At 40.3% G+C, this 22,819-nt stretch carries 18 protein-coding genes, 1 tRNA gene and 2 pseudogenes; 12 read left to right on the top strand and 9 right to left on the bottom strand.

Annotated elements, in window-relative coordinates; genetic code table 11:
• Window positions 1-31: 31 nt before the first annotated feature.
• Complete coding sequence (locus FTV11_RS00625) at window positions 32-1,168, bottom strand: porin (protein ID WP_180073213.1); 1,137 nt, start codon at window positions 1,166-1,168, stop codon at window positions 32-34.
• A gap of 127 nt (window positions 1,169-1,295) precedes the next feature.
• Window positions 1,296-2,582 carry an MFS transporter gene (locus FTV11_RS00620; RefSeq protein ID WP_180026491.1) on the bottom strand — a complete coding sequence of 429 codons (1,287 nt, stop codon included), beginning with the start codon at window positions 2,580-2,582 and terminating at the stop codon, window positions 1,296-1,298.
• Between the two features lie 168 nt (window positions 2,583-2,750).
• Between FTV11_RS00620 and FTV11_RS00615 the strand changes: the two genes are divergently transcribed.
• The 4 genes and pseudogenes from FTV11_RS00615 to FTV11_RS00600 form a co-directional block, all read left to right on the top strand.
• Window positions 2,751-3,386 (top strand): 1-acyl-sn-glycerol-3-phosphate acyltransferase, encoded by a 636-nt coding sequence (locus FTV11_RS00615; RefSeq protein ID WP_180026492.1) that lies wholly within the window; start codon window positions 2,751-2,753, stop codon window positions 3,384-3,386.
• A 61-nt stretch (window positions 3,387-3,447) separates the two neighbouring features.
• Complete coding sequence (locus FTV11_RS00610) at window positions 3,448-4,371, top strand: patatin-like phospholipase family protein (protein WP_078189967.1); 924 nt, start codon at window positions 3,448-3,450, stop codon at window positions 4,369-4,371.
• A 99-nt stretch (window positions 4,372-4,470) separates the two neighbouring features.
• Window positions 4,471-4,950, top strand: coding sequence for an NfeD family protein (locus FTV11_RS00605; protein ID WP_078189968.1), 480 nt, complete (start codon window positions 4,471-4,473; stop codon window positions 4,948-4,950).
• 16 nt (window positions 4,951-4,966) lie between these two features.
• Window positions 4,967-5,281, top strand: a pseudogene (locus FTV11_RS00600) (SPFH domain-containing protein); the annotation flags it as partial.
• Between the two features lie 63 nt (window positions 5,282-5,344).
• On the opposite strand, the gene FTV11_RS00595 reads toward FTV11_RS00600, so the two are convergent.
• Window positions 5,345-6,477 (bottom strand): IS3-like element ISAba14 family transposase gene (locus FTV11_RS00595; protein ID WP_223155595.1). Its coding sequence is split into 2 segments (ribosomal slippage): window positions 5,345-6,225 and window positions 6,225-6,477, totalling 1,134 coding nucleotides; the frame shifts between segments, so codons are not numbered across the junction.
• A 90-nt stretch (window positions 6,478-6,567) separates the two neighbouring features.
• Between FTV11_RS00595 and FTV11_RS00590 the strand changes: the two are divergent.
• Together FTV11_RS00590 and putP are read left to right on the top strand one after the other, a co-directional pair.
• Window positions 6,568-7,107, top strand: a pseudogene (locus FTV11_RS00590) (SPFH domain-containing protein); the annotation flags it as partial.
• Between the two features lie 211 nt (window positions 7,108-7,318).
• On the top strand, window positions 7,319-8,809 hold the full coding sequence (putP, locus tag FTV11_RS00585; RefSeq protein WP_180026493.1) for a sodium/proline symporter PutP: 1,491 nt from the start codon (window positions 7,319-7,321) through the stop codon (window positions 8,807-8,809).
• Between the two features lie 197 nt (window positions 8,810-9,006).
• On the opposite strand, the gene FTV11_RS00580 is transcribed toward putP, so the two are convergent.
• From FTV11_RS00580 to prpF, 3 genes are all read right to left on the bottom strand, one after another.
• Window positions 9,007-9,915 carry a polyprenyl synthetase family protein gene (locus FTV11_RS00580; protein WP_180004317.1) on the bottom strand — a complete coding sequence of 303 codons (909 nt, stop codon included), beginning with the start codon at window positions 9,913-9,915 and terminating at the stop codon, window positions 9,007-9,009.
• Between the two features lie 130 nt (window positions 9,916-10,045).
• Window positions 10,046-11,023, bottom strand: coding sequence for a GGDEF domain-containing protein (locus FTV11_RS00575; RefSeq protein WP_180073212.1), 978 nt, complete (start codon window positions 11,021-11,023; stop codon window positions 10,046-10,048).
• Between the two features lie 207 nt (window positions 11,024-11,230).
• Entirely contained in the window at window positions 11,231-12,421 is a 1,191-nt protein-coding gene (gene prpF / locus FTV11_RS00570; protein WP_180073211.1) for a 2-methylaconitate cis-trans isomerase PrpF, read from the bottom strand.
• Between the two features lie 330 nt (window positions 12,422-12,751).
• Here prpF and FTV11_RS00565 point away from each other — a divergent pair, with 330 nt between their 5' ends.
• The 4 genes from FTV11_RS00565 to FTV11_RS00550 all read left to right on the top strand — a co-directional run bounded on the left by FTV11_RS00565 (window position 12,752) and on the right by FTV11_RS00550 (window position 17,541).
• Window positions 12,752-14,140, top strand: a complete 1,389-nt coding sequence (locus FTV11_RS00565; protein ID WP_078189974.1) for an amino acid permease — start codon at window positions 12,752-12,754, stop codon at window positions 14,138-14,140.
• Window positions 14,141-14,213: 73 nt separating this feature from the next.
• Window positions 14,214-14,286 (top strand) — tRNA-Arg (locus tag FTV11_RS00560).
• A gap of 538 nt (window positions 14,287-14,824) precedes the next feature.
• A complete protein-coding gene (locus FTV11_RS00555; RefSeq protein WP_180026496.1) occupies window positions 14,825-16,084 on the top strand; it encodes an OmpP1/FadL family transporter in 1,260 nt (419 codons plus the stop codon).
• Between the two features lie 305 nt (window positions 16,085-16,389).
• Window positions 16,390-17,541 (top strand): OmpP1/FadL family transporter, encoded by a 1,152-nt coding sequence (locus FTV11_RS00550; RefSeq protein ID WP_180064049.1) that lies wholly within the window; start codon window positions 16,390-16,392, stop codon window positions 17,539-17,541.
• A 72-nt stretch (window positions 17,542-17,613) separates the two neighbouring features.
• Here FTV11_RS00550 and thrH read toward each other — a convergent pair whose 3' ends face one another.
• The gene (thrH, locus tag FTV11_RS00545; RefSeq protein ID WP_078189978.1) at window positions 17,614-18,231 is read right to left on the bottom strand and encodes a bifunctional phosphoserine phosphatase/homoserine phosphotransferase ThrH; all 618 of its coding nucleotides are present in this window, start codon (window positions 18,229-18,231) and stop codon (window positions 17,614-17,616) included.
• Between the two features lie 200 nt (window positions 18,232-18,431).
• Between thrH and FTV11_RS00540 the strand changes: the two genes are divergently transcribed.
• Window positions 18,432-19,166 carry a phosphoadenylyl-sulfate reductase gene (locus FTV11_RS00540; protein WP_180026497.1) on the top strand — a complete coding sequence of 245 codons (735 nt, stop codon included), beginning with the start codon at window positions 18,432-18,434 and terminating at the stop codon, window positions 19,164-19,166.
• A gap of 167 nt (window positions 19,167-19,333) precedes the next feature.
• On the top strand, window positions 19,334-20,713 hold the full coding sequence (locus tag FTV11_RS00535) for a wax ester/triacylglycerol synthase family O-acyltransferase (protein WP_180026498.1): 1,380 nt from the start codon (window positions 19,334-19,336) through the stop codon (window positions 20,711-20,713).
• Between the two features lie 311 nt (window positions 20,714-21,024).
• Here FTV11_RS00535 and FTV11_RS00530 read toward each other — a convergent pair whose 3' ends face one another.
• Both FTV11_RS00530 and rng read right to left on the bottom strand, forming a co-directional pair.
• Window positions 21,025-21,198 carry a PA1571 family protein gene (locus FTV11_RS00530; RefSeq protein WP_168379036.1) on the bottom strand — a complete coding sequence of 58 codons (174 nt, stop codon included), beginning with the start codon at window positions 21,196-21,198 and terminating at the stop codon, window positions 21,025-21,027.
• Window positions 21,199-21,340: 142 nt separating this feature from the next.
• Entirely contained in the window at window positions 21,341-22,795 is a 1,455-nt protein-coding gene (gene rng, locus FTV11_RS00525; protein WP_111885603.1) for a ribonuclease G, read from the bottom strand.
• Between the last annotated feature and the right edge of the window lie 24 nt (window positions 22,796-22,819).

The raw sequence follows: 22,819 nt of genomic DNA, 5'->3' as shown, positions 1-22,819 counted from the left end.
CATCGCCTTTTGAACAACTTAAATCAAGGTCTTAGAATTTAAATTCTAGGCCTGTACCCAATACAGGTTGTTCGCTTTCATCTGGACCTTGTTCAAGTGCCAAGTAACCTGCATAACCATAAGCTTTCACTTGTTTGCTAAATGCATAATCTGCACCTGCAATGAATTGCTGAGCTTCGTAATCATCACCCACTTTATAGGTCGTGGTATTTTGACTATATTGTGCTTTTACTGTCCAAGCTTTTGCAGATGGTAGATTGTATTCTGCACCAACTAACCAACCTTGAGCATCATCAATATTTTCTGCTGCAGCATCATTACCTTTAGCAGCCTCAACCTCTGATGTTTGATACAGTGCTTTGAGCGCCAAACCACCCTCAAGATTTACACGACCGATCGCACGAATTGTATTTGCTGCTGCAAATACTTTAGTTCCAGTTATTTCAGAATTAGAAACAACTTTATCATTCACGGTATATGAACCACTATTTAGCATCCCTACACCACCAAAGTTCGATGGAATGGCTTTGTCATAGGCTAAACCTGCGACAACAACGGGGCTGTCATAGACAACAGACGCCGACCAAGCATCGCCAAGACCACGACCTGCAGTTTTTACTACACCTTTGTCGCTCTTGATTCCTGAAGATTCACCTGTTGCAAGCAATGCATTAACTTTAATTGCACCTTCAGCAATTTTAAATGCTGGTGATTCATAGACAACAACGTTATCTACACGGTTTTCACCCGTCATGATGCCTGTAACATCAGCACGGTTACCCACGTAGTTATTGAATGTATCAACCGGACTAGACAATTGTTTTAATGGTGTATCGTGTGCACCGACTTTCAATGTACCAAGTTTCGCATCTTTCAAACCAACGAAGCGGTTACGCTTAGACCAGTCATCGCCTTCGCCGTCTGAGTTAAATGCCCATTCAATTGCATAAACTGCGCTTAAACGGTCAGTCAGTTTTTCATCGCCCTTTAAACCCAAGAAAGAACTGTTTGAACTGATTTCAACGACATCTTTGTCTGAAACACCCGTTTTATTATCTTCAGGTAAATAATCAACAGACGCATCAATTTCACCGTAGAAGGTTGGTGCTGCAAAGGTTGACCCAGCCAAAAGGCTCAATGCGATTGCCGCTGCTAACTTAGTTTTCATCAAAAATTTTCCTTAAATTATTTTGTAACAGATATTACACACGCGAAACATATTACAAAATTATTAAAATAATATTTGCATTGCTCTTTTAGTGCTTTAGCTGATAAAAAACAACCAAAATCATGATTTAGAAGTGATTTTGGTCATTTTTTGATGCTTTCCCCCAAAATAGAATCGGGACTAAGCTCAATGCAGCCAAACCTGTGATCCAAAATAAATAAGTGCTATAACCCAACTGATCGGCCACTATGCCACTGATGCTATACAGCCCCCCACTCACCGTCGCCATAATGGCAACCTGAAATGTAAAGTCCGTTGCTGCAAATGCTTTACGACTATATTGCATCACCAAAGTCAGCATGATCACAAGCAGCATGGCTGAAATCATGTCTTCGGCAGCATTGATCCCATAGATCAGCCATTCATGGACGGGCCGTTTTGCCTCGAACTGCAAAGCCAACCATGCATAGGCTAATAAGCTGAATATTTTCAATACTGAATAGAAAACCAAGGCCTGTGCCCGAGAAATATACTTCAAGCTAAGACCAGCAAGCCCTGCCCCAATTAAAGCAGCCACTGCACCTAGCATGGTGACATACAGACCAATTTGACTAAAACTCAATCCTAAATCGACCATCAGTGGCTTAAGTAAGGGTCCTGCTAGACCATCTGCAAGCTTAAAACTCAATAAAATCATCAGCCACAGTGTGAGAGTTTTAGTTTGAGTAAAATAAGTCAAATATTGGCGAATAGCGTAGAACAAGCCTGAAGTATGTTTATGGTTGTTATCATGCTCTTGAGAGGATTTTATATTGAGCTGTGGCTTTGAAGGTTCTCGATAGAGAAAAATAGGAATCGTATTCATGAACACCAATGCCGCTAAAAACAGAAAGGTGGCTTGCCAATCCAACCAATCCAAGGCCCAAAGTACAGCACCACCGCCCACGATAAAGCCGAGTCTTGAACCAATCACCTGAAAGGTATTGCCCCAGTGCTGTTGGTCAGTTTTTAAAATATTGACGGCCAAGCCATCGGTTGCGACATCTTGAGTCGCACCAACCAAATTCATACTGAGTAAAGCCACAAAAAATAGCAGCAAATACATCGGTTCATTCAAGCTTTGGATCGGCAAAAATGATAGGAAGACCAAGACCACCACGGACAACAACTGCATTGGAATAATCCAACTCCGATAGTGCCCTTTGGACCTTGAACCATGTCGATCAATCCACGGTGCCCAAAAAACTTTGATCGACCATGGCAGCATGAGTAATCCAAAGCCACCAATATGCGCCAAAGACACACCTTGCGCTCTTAAAATCACCGGTAAAGCATGTGTCATAAAACCGACAGGTAACCCTTGCGCCCAATATAAGGAAAACAGTAAAAGATAGAGCTGACGAAGCTGGATCATAAGTTCCTAAATGTTGAATGCGCTGAAGTTACATTTAGAGTAGTCAAAATACGGCTATTTTGCCAATGATCTAAAAAAATCATCGACCTAAGATAAGGTCAATGCTGATGCCATACTTTTAAATGTGCATCACATCAAAAATGGATTTCACCTATATAAGAATATGCAATGAATCAAAAGACTCAATTATTTCCAGTTTTGCCCGATCAAGTTCCATCACGTGGTTCCACTCTGAGCCGCGCAATTTTTAAAAAACTTTTTTTGGCACAAGGTTGGAAATTTGACGGCGAATTTCCCAACCTTGCCAAAGCTGTGGCGATCATTTCTCCGCATACTTCTAATATAGATGCATGGCATGGTTTTCTCGCCTTGCTTGGAATCGGGATAAAAATAACCATTTTTGGTAAAAACACCCTTTTTGATACTCCCTTAAAACCACTTTTGGATTGGGTCGGCGTGATCCCAGTACAGCGTGAAAATCCACATGGACTGACACGTGAAATTGCTGAGATTGTCCAAGCGACAGATCAAATTTGGATTGGAATGACACCAGAGGGAACACGAAAAAAAGCCGATAAAATCAGGAGTGGCTTTTACTATATTGCTTATGAAGCACAGATACCTATTGTGATGTTTAGCTTTGATTATGCAAAGAAAACCATTCATTGCTTAGGTGTTTTTGAACCCAGTGGAGATTTTGAAACTGATCTCAAAAAAATTTTGAAGATTTATGATGGCAAATTTTCCCCGAAAAATCCCGAATGGTTGGCATTGCCGTTACAAAAGCACTTGAAAAAGCCCTAGTCAAATGGCTATTTTTTTGATGTGATGTGCACTTTGTATATTTAAACATCAGATTTCACCCATGAAACTTTTGCATTACCTGATTCCTAGCCTCTTTGTATTGGCACTCACTGGCTGTGACTCTGCAACCAAAACGCCTGCGACCACGACACCTACACCAGCCAAAGCACGTGAACCGGTGATCGCGATTGCGCTCGGTGGCGGCGGTGCCAAAGGTTTTGCACATATTGGTGTGCTTAAAGTGCTCGAATCGCACGGTATTAAACCTAAAATTGTGACTGGGACTAGTGCGGGTAGTTTTGTCGGCAGCTTGTATGCTAGTGGAAAAACGCCTTATCAAATGCAGCAATTGGCCCTGAACTTTAAAGAGTCTGATATTCGTGATTTAACCTTAAATAGCCAAGGCATTATTCAAGGGCAAAAACTGCAAGACTTTGTTAATAAAAACGTCGGCAATAAATCAATTGAACAATTTCCAAAGCGCTTTGCTGCTGTAGCCACCCGTTTAGATAATGGCAGCAAAACTGAATTTAACCGTGGTAATGCAGGCCAAGCGGTACGTGCATCGTGCAGCATTCCAAATGTATTTGTACCTGCAACCATTGCAGGGGTGAAATATGTCGATGGTGGCTTAGTCAGCCCGATTCCGGTGAAAACGGCACGTGATATGGGTGCAGATATCGTGATTGCGGTTGATATTTCTGCGCGTCCTGACGGTAGCAAAGCCGTAAGCATGTTTGGTTTACTCGATCAAACCATTAACATAATGGGACAACAAAGTATTAATGAAGAACTAAAAAATGCCAATTTCGTGATTCAACCTAAAGTGGGACATATTGGCACACTCGATTTAAAGTCGAGCAATGCGACGATTTTAGAAGGTGAAAAAGCCGCACAGCTCAAAGTGAATAGCATTATTAAGGCGATCGATAACTTTAAACAGTCCCCTGCGGCCTTTAAACCAGCACCAAAAGCGAAAATATAATTCAACGATTTTTTTTATATTCATTGAGTTATACATCTGCTACATTGATATAGATACTGGTTCATCTATATCAATTCACCCTTATATAAGAGTAGATGTATGGAATTTATTTTAGAACCTTGGCACTGGTTTGTATTGGGCGTCGCTTTGATGCTTTTTGAACTAATTTTGCCGTCTTTTGCTGCGCTATGGTTTGGCGTTTCCGCAATTTTGGTTGGGATCTTATATTGGATCTTTCCATCCATGGACTTTAATGTCCAAATTGTGGTTTGGATTATTTTTGCCGTGCTCTGCACATTTTTGTGGTTCAAATTTATTAAGCCTTTATCCATTGATAAAACCAAAGCAGGTCTGTCGCGTGAAGCGACGATTGGCCAAGTGGGTATGGTGATTCAAACCCAGCTAAATCATGGCAGCGTTAAAGTTCGCTTCCCGATGCCTGTTTTAGGTTCAGACGAATGGCATTGCCGTACCCAAGATGCACTTCAAGTCGGTGACCGTGTTCGCGTGACTGATATTTTAGGCAATGATTTAGTCGTCCAACTGCACAGCAGCAACCACCCCACTGACAATCCATAAATAAGTGAGAAATGACATGTCTGGTGTTTCTATTGTTTTTTTAGCGCTCTTAGTTTTTGTAGCCGTCACCATTTTTAAAGGTGTCCGTATTGTTCCCCAAGGTTATAAATGGATTGTTCAGCGTTTAGGTAAATACCATACAACGCTCAATCCGGGACTGAACTTTGTGATTCCGTATGTCGATGAAGTGGCTTATAAAGTCACAACCAAAGATATCGTCTTAGATATTCCCTCTCAGGAAGTGATCACACGTGACAACGCGGTACTGCTGATGAATGCTGTGGCTTATATCAATTTAACCACACCTGAAAAAGCAGTTTATGGTATTGAAAAAGAGGTGGTCCCACTTGTTTGAACAACTAAAAGCGTATTTATAAGTGATATTCCGCTCTAGTTAAGCCACCTTGTTTTGTTGGGGTAGCTGATCATAGTAAAACTCATTTGGTGTCATTTTGTCTAGACTCGAATGAGGTCGTTTCAAATTATAAAACTCAAAATATGCACTTAATTGCTTTTTCGCATCTGTGACACTGCTATAAGCTTTGAGATACACCTCTTCATATTTAACGCTCCGCCATAATCGTTCAACCATCACATTATCTACCCATCGACCTTTACCATCCATACTGATTTGAATGCCATTTGATTTCAATACATCAATAAATGCATCACTGGTAAACTGGCTGCCTTGGTCTGTATTAAATATTTCAGGTCGACCATATTTTTCAATCGCTTCATTTAAAGCCGAAATACAAAAATCCACCTCCATACTAATCGATACCCTATGCGCAAGTACCTTGCGGCTATGCCAATCAATCACAGCACATAAATAAACAAAGCCTTTTGCCATAGGGATATACGTTATATCCGTAGACCACACTTGATTACTGCGCTGAATAGCCAACCCTTTGAGCAGATATGGATATTTACGGTGAGCTTGATTAGCCTGGCTTAAATTTGGTTTGCAATATAACGCCTGAATACCCATTTTCTTCATTAAAGTACGTGTATGACGTCGTCCTATATGATGTCCTTGACGATTCAACAAATCACGCATCATACGACTGCCTGCAAAAGGATATTGCATATGTAATTCATCAATACATCGCATCAGCTTCAGATCTGATGCACTCACAGGTTTTGGGCGATAGTAATAACAACCACGGGAGACTTTCAGCAGCTTAGCTTGCTTAGATACTGAAATCTGAAGTGAGTCGTCGATTAACTTTTGTGGTTGAAGCGGCCCAGTTTCTTCAACACACCTTCTAAAAAATCAATTTCTAATGCCTGCTCACCGATTTTTGCATGTAGTTTTTTTAGATCGATGGGTGGTTCTGTTGGAGCTTTTGATTGATCGAAAGCTTGCGAGGAAGCTGAGATCAATTGATTTTTCCAGTCAATAATTTGGTTTTGATGAACATCAAACTCAGCACTCAATTCAGCAAGTGTTTTTTCTGCTTTAATCGCAGCAAGTGCTACCTTAGCTTTAAAATCATTTGAATGATTTCTTCTTGGTCTACGTGCCATAAAATACTCCATATATTGATGTTTATAACATCATTTGAGGAGCAGAATATCACTTATAGGAGTTGTTCAAATTTACGGATCCATCTCTAAAACTACACATGGGCGATTCAAAACTTAGTTCAAACCTCTTTACGTTCAATTGTCGGTGAAATGGACCTCGATGATGCACTTTCATCGCGTGATCATATTAAGGCTAAACTTAAAGCTGCTATTTCTGACGATATCTCTGACTGGGGAATTACGCTTAAAACTGTAGAAATTCAAGATATTAAACCTTCTCATACCATGCAAGCTGCGATGGAAGAGCAAGCGGCCGCTGAACGTCAACGTCGTGCGACAGTGACCAAGGCAGACGGTGAAAAACAAGCGGCTATTTTGGAAGCAGATGGTCGTTTAGAAGCCTCTCGTCGTGATGCAGAAGCTCAAGTTGTACTGGCAGAGTCTTCTCAACGTGCAATTGAAATGGTGAGTTCAGCCGTCGGCGATAAAGAAATTCCAGTTGCTTACTTACTGGGTGAACAATACGTTAAAGCCATGCAAGATATGGCTAAATCTAATAATGCCAAAACTGTGGTTTTACCTGCGGATGTACTGAATACGATTCGTGGTGTGATGGGACGTAATAACTAAATCTTCGCATTAATTAAAATGGGTCGTGATATACGGCCCATTTTTATGCCCAAAACAAAAAAGAAGGCAAAGTTTGTCAATTTATGTTTAAATTTCACGTTATTTTTTTGACGTTTTAGGACTTATCGTTCGATTTCACCTACTTGGCTTAGGCAAATCCCATTGAGTCCCCTAATTAAACGCAATTGTCCAACGCCAAAGCGGATACCGTATGAGCTCCCTGAATCCCACCCTAATTACCTTTCTCTTTTATATTGTCGCCATGGTCGTGATCGGTTTACTTGCATACCGTGCGACCAGTAACTTTTCTGACTACATTTTAGGTGGCCGCCGATTAGGGAGCTTTGTCACTGCCCTTTCTGCAGGTGCATCGGATATGAGTGGTTGGTTGCTCATGGGTCTTCCGGGGGCGATTTACCTTTCAGGTTTATCTGAAATGTGGATTGCAATTGGTCTGATCATTGGTGCTTGGCTCAACTGGTTACTTGTGGCAGGTCGTCTCCGTGTACATACCGAAGTTCAAAATAATGCCCTGACCCTACCTGACTATTTCTCAAATCGTTTTAACGATCAAAAGAAAATCTTACGTATCGTGTCTGCTGTGATTATTTTGATTTTCTTCGCAATTTACTGTGCTTCAGGCATGGTTGCAGGCGCTCGATTATTTGAAAGTATGTTTGGTATGTCGTATAGCACTGCGCTTTGGATCAGTGCCATTGCAACGGTGAGCTATGTGTTTATTGGTGGCTTCCTTGCTGTCAGTTGGACCGATACCATTCAAGCGGGCTTTATGATTTTTGCCTTGCTACTTACCCCTATCGTGGTCATGTTGTCATTCTCTGATTTAAGCCAGTTCACTCTGGCACTAGAAGCGGCACGCCCTCAAGCCATGGATGTATTTGCTGACTTAAGTTTTGTCGCAATCATGTCTTTATTGGCATGGGGCTTAGGCTATTTTGGTCAACCGCATATCTTAGTGCGCTTCATGGCAGCTGATTCTGTTAAATCGATTCCCAATGCACGCCGTATTGGTATGACATGGATGACGCTCTGCCTCGGTGGCGCAGTTGCAGCAGGCTTCTTCGGTATTGCTTATTTCCAACAGCATCCAGAACTGGCAGGTGTCGTTACAGCAAACCCTGAAACGGTCTTTATGGAATTGACTAAAATTCTATTTAACCCATGGGTGGCAGGTATCGTATTGGCTGCGATTTTAGCTGCGATCATGAGTACCTTAAGCTGTCAGCTTTTAGTCTGTTCAAGTACCTTAACTGAAGACTTTTATAAATCATTCTTACGTAAAAATGCTTCACAAAAAGAATTGGTTTGGGTCGGCCGTATCATGGTGTTAATGATTGCGTTGCTAGCGATCTATATGGCGGCTAATCCTGACTCTAAAGTCCTTGGTCTCGTCGCATATGCATGGGCAGGCTTCGGTGCTGCATTTGGCCCACTGATTATCATGTCATTGTTCTGGAAACGCATGACACTCAATGGTGCTTTAGCAGGTATGGTGGTTGGTGCTGTTATGGTTATTCTATGGAAAAACCTCTGGGGCGATACAGGCGTTTATGAAATTATTCCTGGCTTCATTTGCTCACTACTTGCAATCATCATTGTAAGCTTAATGGGCAAAGCACCATCTGCTGAAGTCACTGAAAAATTTGAAGAAGCAGATCGTATCTATAAAGAAAGTATTTAAGACCAATAGCACTTAAATTTAAGCTCTAATTTTTAATATCTGCAAAAAAGGACGCCTAGCGTCCTTTTTTGTTTTTTATCATGTCATCCATTTAGCTATTCCGTATATGGTTTATTGACTTCTGTTCCAAATATACAAAATATAAAAAAGCCCACAACATGTTACATGTGTGGGCTGAGGTCTTTTACTGCGTTATATTAACTTTGACGTTTTAATAAAAACTGCGTGATCTTGTGTAATTCTGCCGCATCTTCTGCAAAATAATCCAAAGCTTGAAGCGCTTGTGCATGTAATTCTTCTGCATAAGCTTGGGCTTGATCAAGACCCATTAGCGCAGGATATGTCGATTTATCCACTTGTTGATCTTTACCCGCTGTTTTACCCAATGCCTCAGTATCAGCAATAATATCTAAAATATCATCTTGCACCTGAAAGGCTAAACCAATCGCAAGACCAAATTCGCGGAGTTTAGGAATAGCTTGATCTGTGCCATTAAATATTGTCACTGCCGCCATCATGATTGCTGCAGAAATTAAAGCGCCGGTTTTATTTCGATGAATGTTTTCTAGTTCATCCTGACTGACGTGTTTGCCTTCCGCTTGTAAGTCTAGGACTTGTCCATTGACCATTTTTGAAGTTGCAGTCGCTAAAATTTGCATTTGCTTTAAGATAATCGGCGCTTCAACGGCTGGGCCTTGATCAAAGAGACGACTGCCTAAAACTTCAAAAGCCATCGATTGTAAAATATCGCCAGCAAGTAAGGCCGTATCTTCACCAAAAGCCACATGACAAGTTGGTTGACCACGACGAAGTAAATCATTGTCCATACACGGCAAATCATCGTGTGCCAATGAATAGCAATGAATAAATTCAATTGCCACCGCAGCACGGCGTACTGCTGCAAAATTGGTATTGGGTTTTAATGCTGCTGTTGCATAACAAAGTGCCGGTCGAACACGTTTTCCACCCAACATCACAGCATGATACACCGCCCCTTTTAAGGGTTCTGGAATTGAAAATGCATCAAGCGCTGTCAGTAAATCCTGCTGAATACGCTGCTGCGCTTCTGTCAGGGCATGTGTGGAAACGTCTGTTAAAGAAGACACATTCACCTCAAATACTTTAAATATTTAACTGCTTCGTTCATTAGCAAATCGACTGCCAATGTTTTCTGTCAATTTTGACCTGTTGCATCATACTGCTTTCTCAGATCTTTCTCTATGTTACGACCTAAATCTATGTGTTTTTCCCACAGTCTGATGGTTTTTTAAATGTCGTTTCCTCAAATAGCGCCACATTTTGTCCATCATTAAAACAAGTACAATTTTTCGAGCCTTTCTTGGCTTGATACAAAGCCTGATCGGCACGTGCCAATGTTTCAAAAAATGACTCTGTACCATCCCACAAGGCCACTCCGCATGAGATACTCAGTTGTAAAGCCTTATCCGCATAATTCATCGAAGAAGCATAGATTTGCTCACAACATTGTTGTGCAATCGAACATGCAGTCGATATAGCCGTGCGTGGCAAAATCATTGCAAACTCTTCCCCACCCATGCGATATATTTGTGCATCTGCGTGTTGACTAATTTGCACCCTTAAAAGCTGCGCACTTTTTCTTAAAACCTCATCGCCAAACGCATGACCGTAGATATCATTGATTTGCTTAAAATTGTCTAAGTCGAGCATCATCAAACAAATTTCATCGGCTTGTTCAACCGCGAAGCTTTTTTGCCACTGAGAAAGGTCTAAATCAAAACCTCGTCGATTTTTTATCCCTGTCAGATAATCAAAATAAACTTGTTGTTCGAGTTGTTGGTTATGTTTCAACAGCGATAATTCGAATTGCTTTAAATTTGTAATATCCGCACAGCACAACAACACATGTTCCAAATCGCCACTTTGTTGAAACTTTGGTTTGAGCGTGAACCAATAATGCCGTTCATTTTCACTATACATAAAGGGTTCAATGCTATCGTTCTCTAAACAGCGTAAATCAAACTCAGAACTTGTGGCTTTGGTTTTTTGCTGCATCACAGACACATGATTTAATACGATCTCTTGTAAGTCTGACTGAAACCGATGTTTAAATATTTGATTGGCGCATATCAGCTCAGCTGTCGCAGAAAATAATGCAGCAGGCATTGGCAACGCTTCTAATACAGCCAATTGTTCAGTAGGTAGATCCGATTTTATTAAGTCTTTTTTAAGCATGGTTTCGCTACTTTTTTTCAGGGTAAAGCTACGCAAAATGCTAACAAAATTAATCTGGCATAAATCACAGAAACTTTCTAATATTAAATGCAGTTCATATTATATAAAAAGATATACCAATTCATGATTTGCTTATTCATATAAAAGATAAAGGCAAAAAAAAGCCCCTGCAAAGCAGAGGCTGATTTCAAATGAGATGTTAAATGCTTAATCCAAACTATCCGCAGGAATACGCACCCAACCTTCCATTAAGACACGCGCACTTCGGCTCATTACGGCTTTTTTAACGACCCACTGACCATTTTCATAAATTGCTTGCGCACCTACACGTAACGTCCCAGATGGATGTCCGAAACGCACGGCTTCTCGCTCCCCACCACCCGCGGCTAAGTTCACAAGTGTCCCCGGTATCGCAGCTGCTGTACCAATGGCAACTGCCGCTGTGCCCATCATGGCATGATGCAGTTTCCCCATCGACAAGGCACGAACCAATAAGTCCGTATCGTGTTCTGAAATTTGTTTAGAACTCGAAGATGTATAAGCTTTCGGTTTTGAAACAAATGCAATCTTTGGTGTATGTTGACGTTGCTCTGCTTCAGCAATATCTGAAATCAAACCCATTTGCTGCGCACCATAAGCACGGATTTTTTCAAAACGGGCCAATGCCTTAGCATCACCGTTGATCGCATCTTGCAGTTCAGTGCCGACATAACCAATATCTTCTGCATTTAAGAAAATCGTTGGAATACCTGCATTAATGAATGTTGCAGGGAAACTGCCTTCATCGGGTACGGTTAAGGTATCGACCAAATTCCCTGTAGGGAACATAGCGCCGCCATCTTCACCATCATCTGCGGGGTCTAAAAATTCAATTTGAACTTCGGCTGCTGGGAAGGTTACACCATCTAGTTCAAAATCACCGGTTTCTTGTACTGCACCATCAGTAATAGGTATATGGGCAATAATGGTTTTTTGAATATTGGCTTGCCAAATACGAACCGTACATAAACCATTTTCAGGAATACGTGATGCCTCAACCAAACCATTTGAAATGGCAAATGCACCAACCGCTGCTGTTAGGTTTCCGCAGTTACCACTCCAGTCGACAAATGCTTTATCAATCGACACTTGTCCAAATAGATAGTCTACATCATGCTCAGGCTGTGAACTTTTTGCCAAAATCACGGTTTTACTGGTACTTGATGTCGCTCCACCCATCCCATCAATTTGTTTGCCATAAGGATCTGGACTGCCAATCACACGTAATAAAAGTTGGTCGCGAACTTTTCCAGCTTGTTGTGCTGCAAGGGGCAAATCATCTAGCTTGAAAAATACACCTTTACTTGTACCACCACGCATATAAGTCGCTGCAATTTTAATTTGGGGAGCAAAACTCATTTTTATTGAATCCTTAATCTTTATCATTGTGTTTTGGCAGAGCGTTCTTTTCTGCGCTTTTGCATCATACAATGTTTAATTGAAGTTTTAACAATCACATGACTTAAGTATAAAAAAACAACATTCGATACCTTTTCCATATAAAGCCAAGCATCAGAATTTCAATTAAAATAAAATTAATCTATTGATTCATAAATTTTTAATTCAGCATTTAAAACGAAAAATAGGTTATTAAACCTATAAATATTTTTCATAAATTTTGAGCTACTAGGCTATTCATTCTCTATACATTACAATTACCAAAATTAAACCATTCTCGGGAAGAGTAACTTGACTACCAATTCCTCCGAACTCAAGCGTGGCTTAAAGAATCGTCATATTCAATTGATTGCCATGGGTGGTGCAATTGGTACAGGCTTATTCTTGGGCTCAGCGCATGTGATTCAATCTGCTGGACCATCCATTATTCTTGGCTACGCCATTGGCGGTTTGATCGCCTTTCTAATTATGCGTCAGTTGGGTGAAATGATCGTCCATGAACCTGTAGCGGGTTCATTTAGCCATTTTGCATATAAATATTGGGGGAAATTTCCAGGTTTCTTAACAGGTTGGAACTACTGGATTCTCTATATTTTAGTGGCAATGACAGAACTCACCGCTGTTGCGAAATACATCAATTACTGGTGGCCTCATATTCCAGCATGGGCATCTGTACTGTTCTTCTTCGTGATCATTACTTTAGTAAACTTAGGTAATGTGAAGTTTTATGGTGAATCTGAGTTTTGGCTGTCGATTATTAAAGTCACTGCAGTTATTTCGATGATCGTATTTGGTTTGTATTTGCTACTGACTGCAGATGCCAACTCAACAGCATCATTTACCAACTTATGGAGTCAGGGCGGTTTCTTCCCAAATGGTTTTGAAGGCTTATTCTTCATGCTGGCTTTCTTGATGTTCGCCTTCGGTGGTATTGAACTGATTGGTATGGCAGCAGCGGAAGCTGAAAATCCAAAAGAAACTATTCCTAAAGCGATTAACCAAGTTGTTTTCCGTATTTTGATTTTCTACGTGGGTTCTTTGACTATTCTATTGTCACTTGTGCCATGGAATCAGCTTGAACTAGGTGGTTTAGACAAAAGTCCATTTGTGATGATCTTTAGCCAACTGGGTATTGATTGGGCTGCACATTTACTGAACTTCATTATTTTAACTGCAGCACTGTCTGTTTATAACAGCGGTATGTATGCCAATAGCCGTATGCTTTACAGCTTGGCGAAGCAAGGTAATGCTCCAAAAGTTTTCGCTAAAACCAACAAAAGTGGCGTGCCAATTCCAGCGGTATTACTTTCTGCAGTCCTGATTTTCGGTTGCGTACTCTTAAACTACTTCGTACCTGAAGATGCGCTTGGTCACTTAATGTATGTGGTGGTTGGTGCACTTGTCCTTAACTGGGCGATGATTACCATGACTCACTTACAGTTCCGTCGTGCAAAACGTATTTTGAATTTTACAACGTCTTATCCTGCACTTTGGGCACCAGTCAGCAACTACATCGTTCTGATCTTTATTGCTTTAGTTCTCTTTATTATGTGGACTCAGGGCTTTATGGAATCTGTTCTAATGATCCCTGTTTGGATTACAGTCATGTTATTAATGTTTAACTATCTTAATCCTAAAGATTTGAGCGACATTGACCCCAATGAAGTTCATAAAGACTAAGTAATTTAAAAAGTTATTGTTTCGGCAATAACTTTTTTTTTAGCTAAAATAGGAGTACATTAGCCTCCGTCTTGCGCTCTTAGCTTAACTGGATAGAGCAGTTGCCTCCTAAGCGACCGACGTGGGTTCGAGTCCCGCAGAGCGCACAATTTCTGAGATATCCCTCCTCCCTGTATTTGTAATCCCCCATATACCAATAAATATAAAGAAAGAACCTTTCACACTAAAAACCCATCAATTACAGTTTTTAACTTAATTATTGTTTTTACAAAGATTACTGTTCAAAGACTATTTTTAAGAACAGTTAAATAGCGCTTTAAAATGTGCTAACCACCTACCTCTCAATGCAAAAAACGACACATAGTATGGTCCATAAGGCCAAAAAATCAATTTATGACTGCTCATATCAAAATTTTTTCAATTTTTTTCTAGGTTTAGAAAATAATGCGCTAAATGAAAATATTAAATAATAATCAAAATGTTATATATACTAATTAGTACTTTTACTCTAAAAATAGCAACTTTTAGCCATATTTTTCAATCTAGAGCATTTACTCTTATTTTAATTGTGCTATTTTTGTCACATGGAGTAACAATTAAGCCTAAGAGTATTAAGAAGTTTTCCATAACGAATATATGCAGTAACCATAAAAATCAAATTCGTATCTCAAGGAATGACGAAGAATGAAATTAAAAACTTTAGCTACAGCCATGATTCTTGCTTCAGTTCCAATGACAGGTGCTTTTGCAGCAGCACTAGATCGTTCAGGACAATCTATTTCTGCATTTTTACAACCAGGGAACTATTTTGAAGCAGGTATTTCGGTTTTAGATCCGAATGTTTCAGGGAAGATGAACAGCACTGCACCTGCTAGCAACCCAACATTAGGAGCTCTTGCTAATACATCACTAGATGACATGGCGGGTGATTACTATTTTCCACAAGCAGCATTAAAATTACAGCTAACTGATAATTTTTCTTTTGGTTTACTATATGATCAACCTTTTGGTGCAGAAGCTAAATATAGTGCAACAGATCAAACACTACCAGTTGCAGGTAACCCTGGCGCATTCCAATTAATGGGCGAAACAACTGAAGTCGACGTTCACACCCAAAATATTTCGATGATATTTGGTTTTCAACCGACTGAAAATTTCAACATTTATGGCGGTGGTGTATATCAAACAGTAAAAGGCGATGTTCAACTACGTGGTATTGCATATGGAGCAAACCAAGCTCTCGGTTTATATAATGCAAATATGAAAGAAGATAGCGCCGTTGGTTGGTTAGCAGGATTAGCTTACCAAATCCCAGAAATTGCTTTAAAAGCATCTATTACTTACCGTTCTGAAATTGATCACGAAGCTGCAACCACAGAAACTGGAAACAGTGCTCTACTTGGCGGTGCTTTTTCAACACGTGCTGACACCAAGATCACTACACCTCAGTCTGTTAACCTAGATTTTCAAACTGGTATCATGGCCGACACTGTCGCATTTGCGAATGTCCGTTGGGTAGATTGGTCAAATTTCGCAATTCGTCCAACTGCTTTTGGTGCAGCATCTGAAACACTAGGTGCCATTGGTCGTGGCCCAGTGGGTGGGTTTGATCTTGTTGCTTATACTGATGATCAAATCAATGCTACAGTCGGTGTAGGTCGTAAATTTAGTGAACAATGGGCTGGTAACGTCTCTGTAGGCTGGGATTCAGGCGCAGGTAACCCTGTATCAACACTTGGTCCTACTGAAGGCTACTGGAACGTAGGCTTAGGTTTACAATTCAGCCCAGCGCCTAACTACTTTATCGCAGGTGGTGTTAAATACTTCATGTTAGGTGATGCTGAAGCACAACCTGCATCAATGTTTGGTACAAATGAATCAGTAGCATCATTTGAAGATAACGATGCTTGGGCATACGGTTTAAAAATCGGTTACCGCTTCTAATTTAAATATGATTCGGGCCATAGTTCGCTATGGCCCTAACTTTTTATTCTTTCCCTATCTTGTTTGATCAAACAATAAACATTTAAATTTACTAAAACATTTATCAAAAACTAAGCTTTTTACTCTAATTTTTCATTTAAAAATCATAAAGATAATTATCAATCACTAGAATAAATACTCTAGTCATGCTCATTTTTTAACTTCCCTAGTTCAATTTTAGAGTAGCAACTCTTATTTACTGTTTTTCTATTTATGTTACTTTCCACACATTGAAATAACATCAAAAGTTACAAACAGGGAAAAGTATGCGCTTAAATCACCTTAGCTACGCAATTTTACTTACCGCTTTACCAACAGCATCATTATTTGCAGCGGGTCTAGATCGTTCAGGTCAGTCTATTTCAGCATTCTTACAACCTGGTAACTATGCAGAAGCAGGTATCACTGTTCTAGATGCAGAAGTAAAGTCAAATGAACTTAATGTCGATGACATGGCGAAGTCATATTACTTCCCTTCCGCTGCTGTCAAAGTACAAGCGACTGACAAAATTTCACTAGGTTTAATTTACGACCAACCATACGGTGCAGAAGCTGAATATGATGCTGCATCGCAAGTATTTGGTAATGGTGCTCAAGGTACATCTGTAGATGTTAAAACTGAAAGCTTAACTGCCCTAATTGGTTACCAACCAAACGAAAATTGGAACTTTTATGCAGGTCCAGTTTGGCAAACTGTAGAAGCCAATATCAAACTACGTGGTGCTGCTTATGGTGGTAATGCCAAACTTGGTACTTATAACATCGAAATGGAACGTGAAGAAGCTTATGGCTGGTTAGCAGGTGTTGCTTATTCGATTCCTGAAATTGCATTAAAAGCGGCTATTACCTACCGCTCTGAAATTGAACATAATACAAAATCCAATGAAACTACGCTTCTACCGTATCCATCTTTAAGTGCGCTGACATCATCTGTTGATGCAACAACACCTCAATCAGTTAACTTAGATTTCCAAACAGGTATTGCTAAAGATACGCTAGCATTTGCCAATGTTCGTTGGGTACATTGGAGCCAGTTTGCGGTTAAACCAACTTTACTTGGTAACGTAAGTTCAATTCCAGCACCTCATGTCCGTCAAAATCTTATTGATTACTCAGACGACCAATGGTCAGCTAATGTTGGTGTAGGCCATAAATTTAACAGCAAATGGTCTGGTTCTGCATCTGTAGGTTACGATTCGGGTGCTGGCAACCCTGTTACGACTTTAGGCCCTGTTGAAGGGTATTGGAATGTTGGTCTAGGTGGTCAATATAGTCCTGCTGAAAACTATTTCATCCAAGCAGGTGTTAAATACTTCTGGTTAGGTGATGCTACTGCTCAAACTGGTGGTAATCCAGTAGGTGAATTTGAAGATAACCATGCGCTTGGCTATGGTTTGAAAATAGGCTATCGCTTCTAAGTTGTTAGAACAGCTTTGCATTAAACAAGAAAGGGCGCATAAGCGCCCTTTTCTATAACCAGCTATACAGAATTAAGCTGGAATATCACGAACTGAAGCATTACGAATCGCTTCTTTTAATGCAGCATAGCCATGAATTGGTGGGAATTGTGGAAATTCTGCAATCACATTGTCAGGCGCATCAAATAAGAAACCCGCATCTGCTTCACCAAGCATCGTCGTATCGTTATAAGAATCACCTGCTGCAATCACCCGGAAGTTTAACCCATGCAATGCTTGAACGGCTTTACGCTTTTGATCAGGTTGACGAAGCTTATAAGCTGAGATCATACCATTTTCATCAGTTTCTAATTTGTGGCAGAAAATCGTTGGCCAACCAAGTTGCTGCATTAATGGATGTGCAAACTCATAGAAAGTATCTGAAAGAATAATCAATTGAAAATGAGTACGCACCCACTCTACAAACTCTTTTGCACCTTCAAATGGCCCCATATCTGCGATTACGTCTTGAATATCGTTTAAACCCAAACCGTGTTGTTTTAGGATATTTAAACGCTGAGTCATCAACACATCGTAATCTGGAATGTCACGAGTCGTTGCTTCAAGTTCTTTAATGCCTGTTTTTTTCGCAAAATTAATCCAAATTTCAGGTACTAAAACCCCTTCTAGATCTAAACAAACGACTTCCATGCACTCTACCCTCTGTTATGTGAAAAAAATTTTTCATTATCATAGCGGAAGAATAAAAAAATGCATTGTTCTTTTTTAAATCTGTTTTTTTCATAAGTATCTATTTTTTAGTGATAAGTGTGTTTTAGCATTTCCATTAAAATAGTTCTGAAATAAATTAATATAGGTTTTAACGTTCCAAGCCTATAGCCAGGACATTCATGACTACCATCCCTACTATTGACCTTGTCGATGCACTTGCATCTGAATATGCAGATAAATCACCTTCTGAGATTATGAAACTTGCGCTTAGCCAGCAAGGTGAAGTTGCGATTTCCTTTTCTGGTGCAGAAGATGTTGTACTGATTGATCTTGCATCGAACTTAGGGATTCCTTTTCGTGTATTTAGTTTAGATACCGGTCGCTTACACCCTGAAACTTACCAATTTTTAGATACTGTCCGTAAACATTATAAAATTGATATCGAAATCTGTTTCCCAAAAAGTGATGCGGTACAAAAACTGGTGACAGAAAAGGGCTTTTTTAGCTTCTATCAAGATGAACATAAAGAATGCTGTGGTATCCGAAAAGTACAACCTTTGCGTAAAAAACTAGCCACTTTAGATGGCTGGATCACAGGTCAACGTAAGGACCAAAGCCCTGGCACACGTAATGAAATTCCTGTGGTACAAGCAGACCCCGGTTTTTCAGGTCCGGGCAAGCAATTGATTAAATATAATCCTTTGGCAAACTGGTCTAGCGCTGATGTATGGAACTATATCCGTCTCATGGAAATTCCATATAATCCACTACACGAACGTGGCTTTATCTCGATTGGCTGTGAACCATGTACTCGACCTGTTTTACCGAATCAACACGAACGTGAAGGTCGCTGGTGGTGGGAAGATGCAACCCATAAAGAATGCGGCTTACACGCAGGCAACATGAAAAAATAAAGATCACAAAACCACTGCATAGCAGTGGTTTTTTTCAACGCATAGATACACATAATTCCGTATCATTTCAACGTAAAAACGCTATACTGCAAATGACAATTTAATAATTCTAACAATGCTACTCATACATGAGCAGCTGTAGAAATTGCAGTGAGGCAATCAACGCTATGCGTCCATTACATCCTATTGATTTCATATTCTTAAATTTAGAGAAACGGCAACAACCGATGCACGTAGGTGGTCTATTTTTATTTCAGATCCCTGACAATGCACCAGATACTTTTATTCAAGATTTAGTCGCAGATATTCGTAATTCAAAATCCATTCCTATTCCTCCTTTTAACAATAAACTCAACGGCTTCTTTTGGGATGAAGACGAAGAGTTTGATTTAGATCATCACTTCCGCCATATCGCACTGCCGCATCCCGGTCGTATCCGTGAACTTTTGACTTATATTTCACAGGAACACAGTGCGCTGATTGACCGTGCAAAACCGCTTTGGACCTGCCATATTATTGAAGGCATTGAAGGCAATCGTTTTGCCATGTACTTCAAAATCCACCACGCGATGGTCGATGGCATTGCAGGTATGCGTTTAGTTGAAAAATCGCTTTCGCATGACCCAGATGCTAAAAGTATTGTGCCACCATGGTGTGTAGAAGGCCCTCGTGCAAAACGCCTGAAGCAGCCTAAAGCCAGTCGTATGAAAGGTCTGTTATCGACCATTAAGGGACAACTTGACTCTACTCCACGAGTTTTGTACGAACTGTCACAAACCGTGATGAAAGATATGGGGCGTAACCCAGATTATGTGTCTAGCTTCCAAGCGCCGAGTTCAATATTAAACCAACGGGTCAGTTCTTCACGTCGTTTCGCTGCTCAGTCTTTTGAATTTTCACGTTTGTCACATATTGCCAAGTCACTTGGTGTAACAATTAACGATATTGTGCTCGCAATTTGTTCAGGTGCATTACGTGAGTATTTAATTACACAAAATGCATTACCTAAAAAGCCATTGATTGCCATGGTGCCTGCATCTGTGCGTACCGATGATTCAGATATGTCAAACCGTATTACCATGATTTTGGCCAATCTTGGAACCCATAAAGAAGATCCGCTAGAACGGTTGAAGATTGTGCGTCGTAGTGTGCTCAATGCCAAAGAGCGCTTTAAGCGGATGAACTCGAATCAAATTTTAAACTACAGTGCTTTTGTCTACAGTGCAGCAGGTTTAAATATTGCATCAGGCTTCATGCCAAAACGTCAGGCCTTTAACTTGGTCATTTCGAATGTTCCCGGCCCACAAGAGCCGTTATATTGGAATGGTGCACGTTTAGAAGCGCTCTACCCAGCGTCTATTGTTTTGGATGGTCAAGCGCTTAATATCACCATGACCAGCTATTTAGATAAGCTTGAAGTTGGTTTAACCGCATGTCGTAATGCGCTGCCAAAAATGCAAAATTTACTCACGCATTTGGAAGAAGAAATTCAACGATTTGAAACTATTGTGAACCAAGATTCCCCAAAGTTACAGGCGGTTAGCTAACCGCCTGTTTCTAGATTTGGTATCAATTCATCAGCATCTTGAACCATACATAATGATAAAAACCCGTCTAAATTAAACAATCTAGACGGGTTTTTAGTATTTGAACTTTGATTGATTTTTTGGAGCAATTTATGTGTATAAGCTAAAATTTAGGTGAACAAATCCGTTGCTATTGTTTAATTATGACTTGTAGATACGAACTGATAATTAAGTTTATTTTCCATTATTTATAAAATTTTAGCGCATTAAATATTTTAGAATTGCGCGTTAGCACTTTAACCCTCTGGATTACATTATTTATATTTCAATATTTAAGCTTTAATTGCTCGGCACTGTTTAAGTAACTGATGACAAGCAGAACGAATCATAGACGCTGTAATTTGAACCTCATTACCACGCTCATCCACGATATAACCTGAATGGATCGCTTTTGCTTCAACAACAGTTTTAAGACCACTTTTCATTACTGTTTTACTAACACCCATAGTACACCTCTTTTTGCTAAGCCATTTTCAAGTCCAATGCAGGAAAATGGCTTTGGCTATTTGATGTGTCTAGTATTCAAAATAACAGTTCAAAAGTAAAATCTCAGTTGTAACAAGTGTTTAACGATATTCTGTTACAATTTCAGCTCAGAATGATATCGTATTGCTCTTGCGTATATAAATTTTCCACTTGGAACTTGATCACACGGCTAATAAAGTGCTCTAAATCAGCTACCGCAGGTGCTTCAGCAGTTAACAATCGGTCAATCACCGACGGATGTGCCACCACGGTAAAACCACTTTGTGACTCATAAGCACGTGCATATCTCAAGATTTCACGGAAAATTTCATAGCAAACTGTTTCAGCCGTTTTCACATAACCACGCCCCTGACAGGTTGGGCAAGAATCACAAAGAAGATGCTCCAAAGATTCACGGGTGCGTTTCCGAGTCATCTCCACCAAACCCAGCTCAGACACTTGAGTGATCTTGGTTTTTGCATGATCGCGCTCGAGCATTTTCTCAAACTGGCTCATCACTTCTTCACGATGATGTGCTTCTTGCATATCAATGAAGTCAATAATGATAATCCCGCCCAAGTTACGTAGTCGAAGCTGACGTGCAATGACCTGTGTGGCTTCCATATTGGTTTTAAACACAGTGTCTTCAAGTGAACGACCACCAACATAGGAGCCAGTATTGACATCAATCGTGGTCATGGCTTCAGTTTGATCGATCATCAGATAGCCGCCAGACTTAAGTGCCACACGTGTCTGTAAGGCTTTCTGAATATCTTCTTCGACATTGTACAAGTCAAAAATTGGACGCTCACCTGGATAATGCAGTAAGCGATTTTGCATACTCGGTACAAATTCTTGGACAAACTCTTGCAATTTGCCATGTACTTCGCGTGAGTCGACCTGAATTTTAGACGTTTCTTCGTTGGCTAAATCACGGATGACGCGTTGCGGTAAAGGCAGCTCTTCAAAAATCAAAGATGGCACAACAATACTGCGTTGTTTACGTTGTATGTATTCCCACAGTTTTGCTAAATAAGCCATGTCCTGCGCAATTTCACATTCAGGAATACCTTCAGCAGCAGTACGAACGATGACTGAACCCGGTAAATTGTGTTCCTTTTGAATGCGTTCAATCATGCTACGCAAGCGATCACGTTCTTCTTCAGACTCAATGCGCTGTGAAACACCGGTATGACTGCCATATGGCATTAAAACGAGGTAACGGGAAGGAATAGAAAGATCAGTTGATAGTCGTGCACCTTTTGTACCCAACATATCTTTCATCACTTGTACGGTGAGTACTTGTCCCGGTTGTAACAGCTCAAAAACGTTCGGGGTCGGTTGATTGCGCTGCCAGACCATATCATTGATATGTAAAAAAGCCGTTCTCGACAATCCAATATCAATAAAAGCAGCCTGCATACCCGGAAGCACACGAACAACTTTCCCTTTATAAATATTGCCCACTAACCCACGCTTCACGGTGCGCTCAACAAATAATTCATTGACCGTACCGTTTTGAATCAACGCCACCCGACATTCCATCGGTGTGACGTTAATCAACAACTCGTCAGACATATCAAAACTCAAAACATTATAAAA

Origin of the sequence: Acinetobacter sp. YH12231 (assembly GCF_013417755.1) — a bacterium.
Classification (GTDB): domain Bacteria; phylum Pseudomonadota; class Gammaproteobacteria; order Pseudomonadales; family Moraxellaceae; genus Acinetobacter; species Acinetobacter amyesii.
This window is presented reverse-complemented; position numbering and strand designations above follow the sequence as displayed.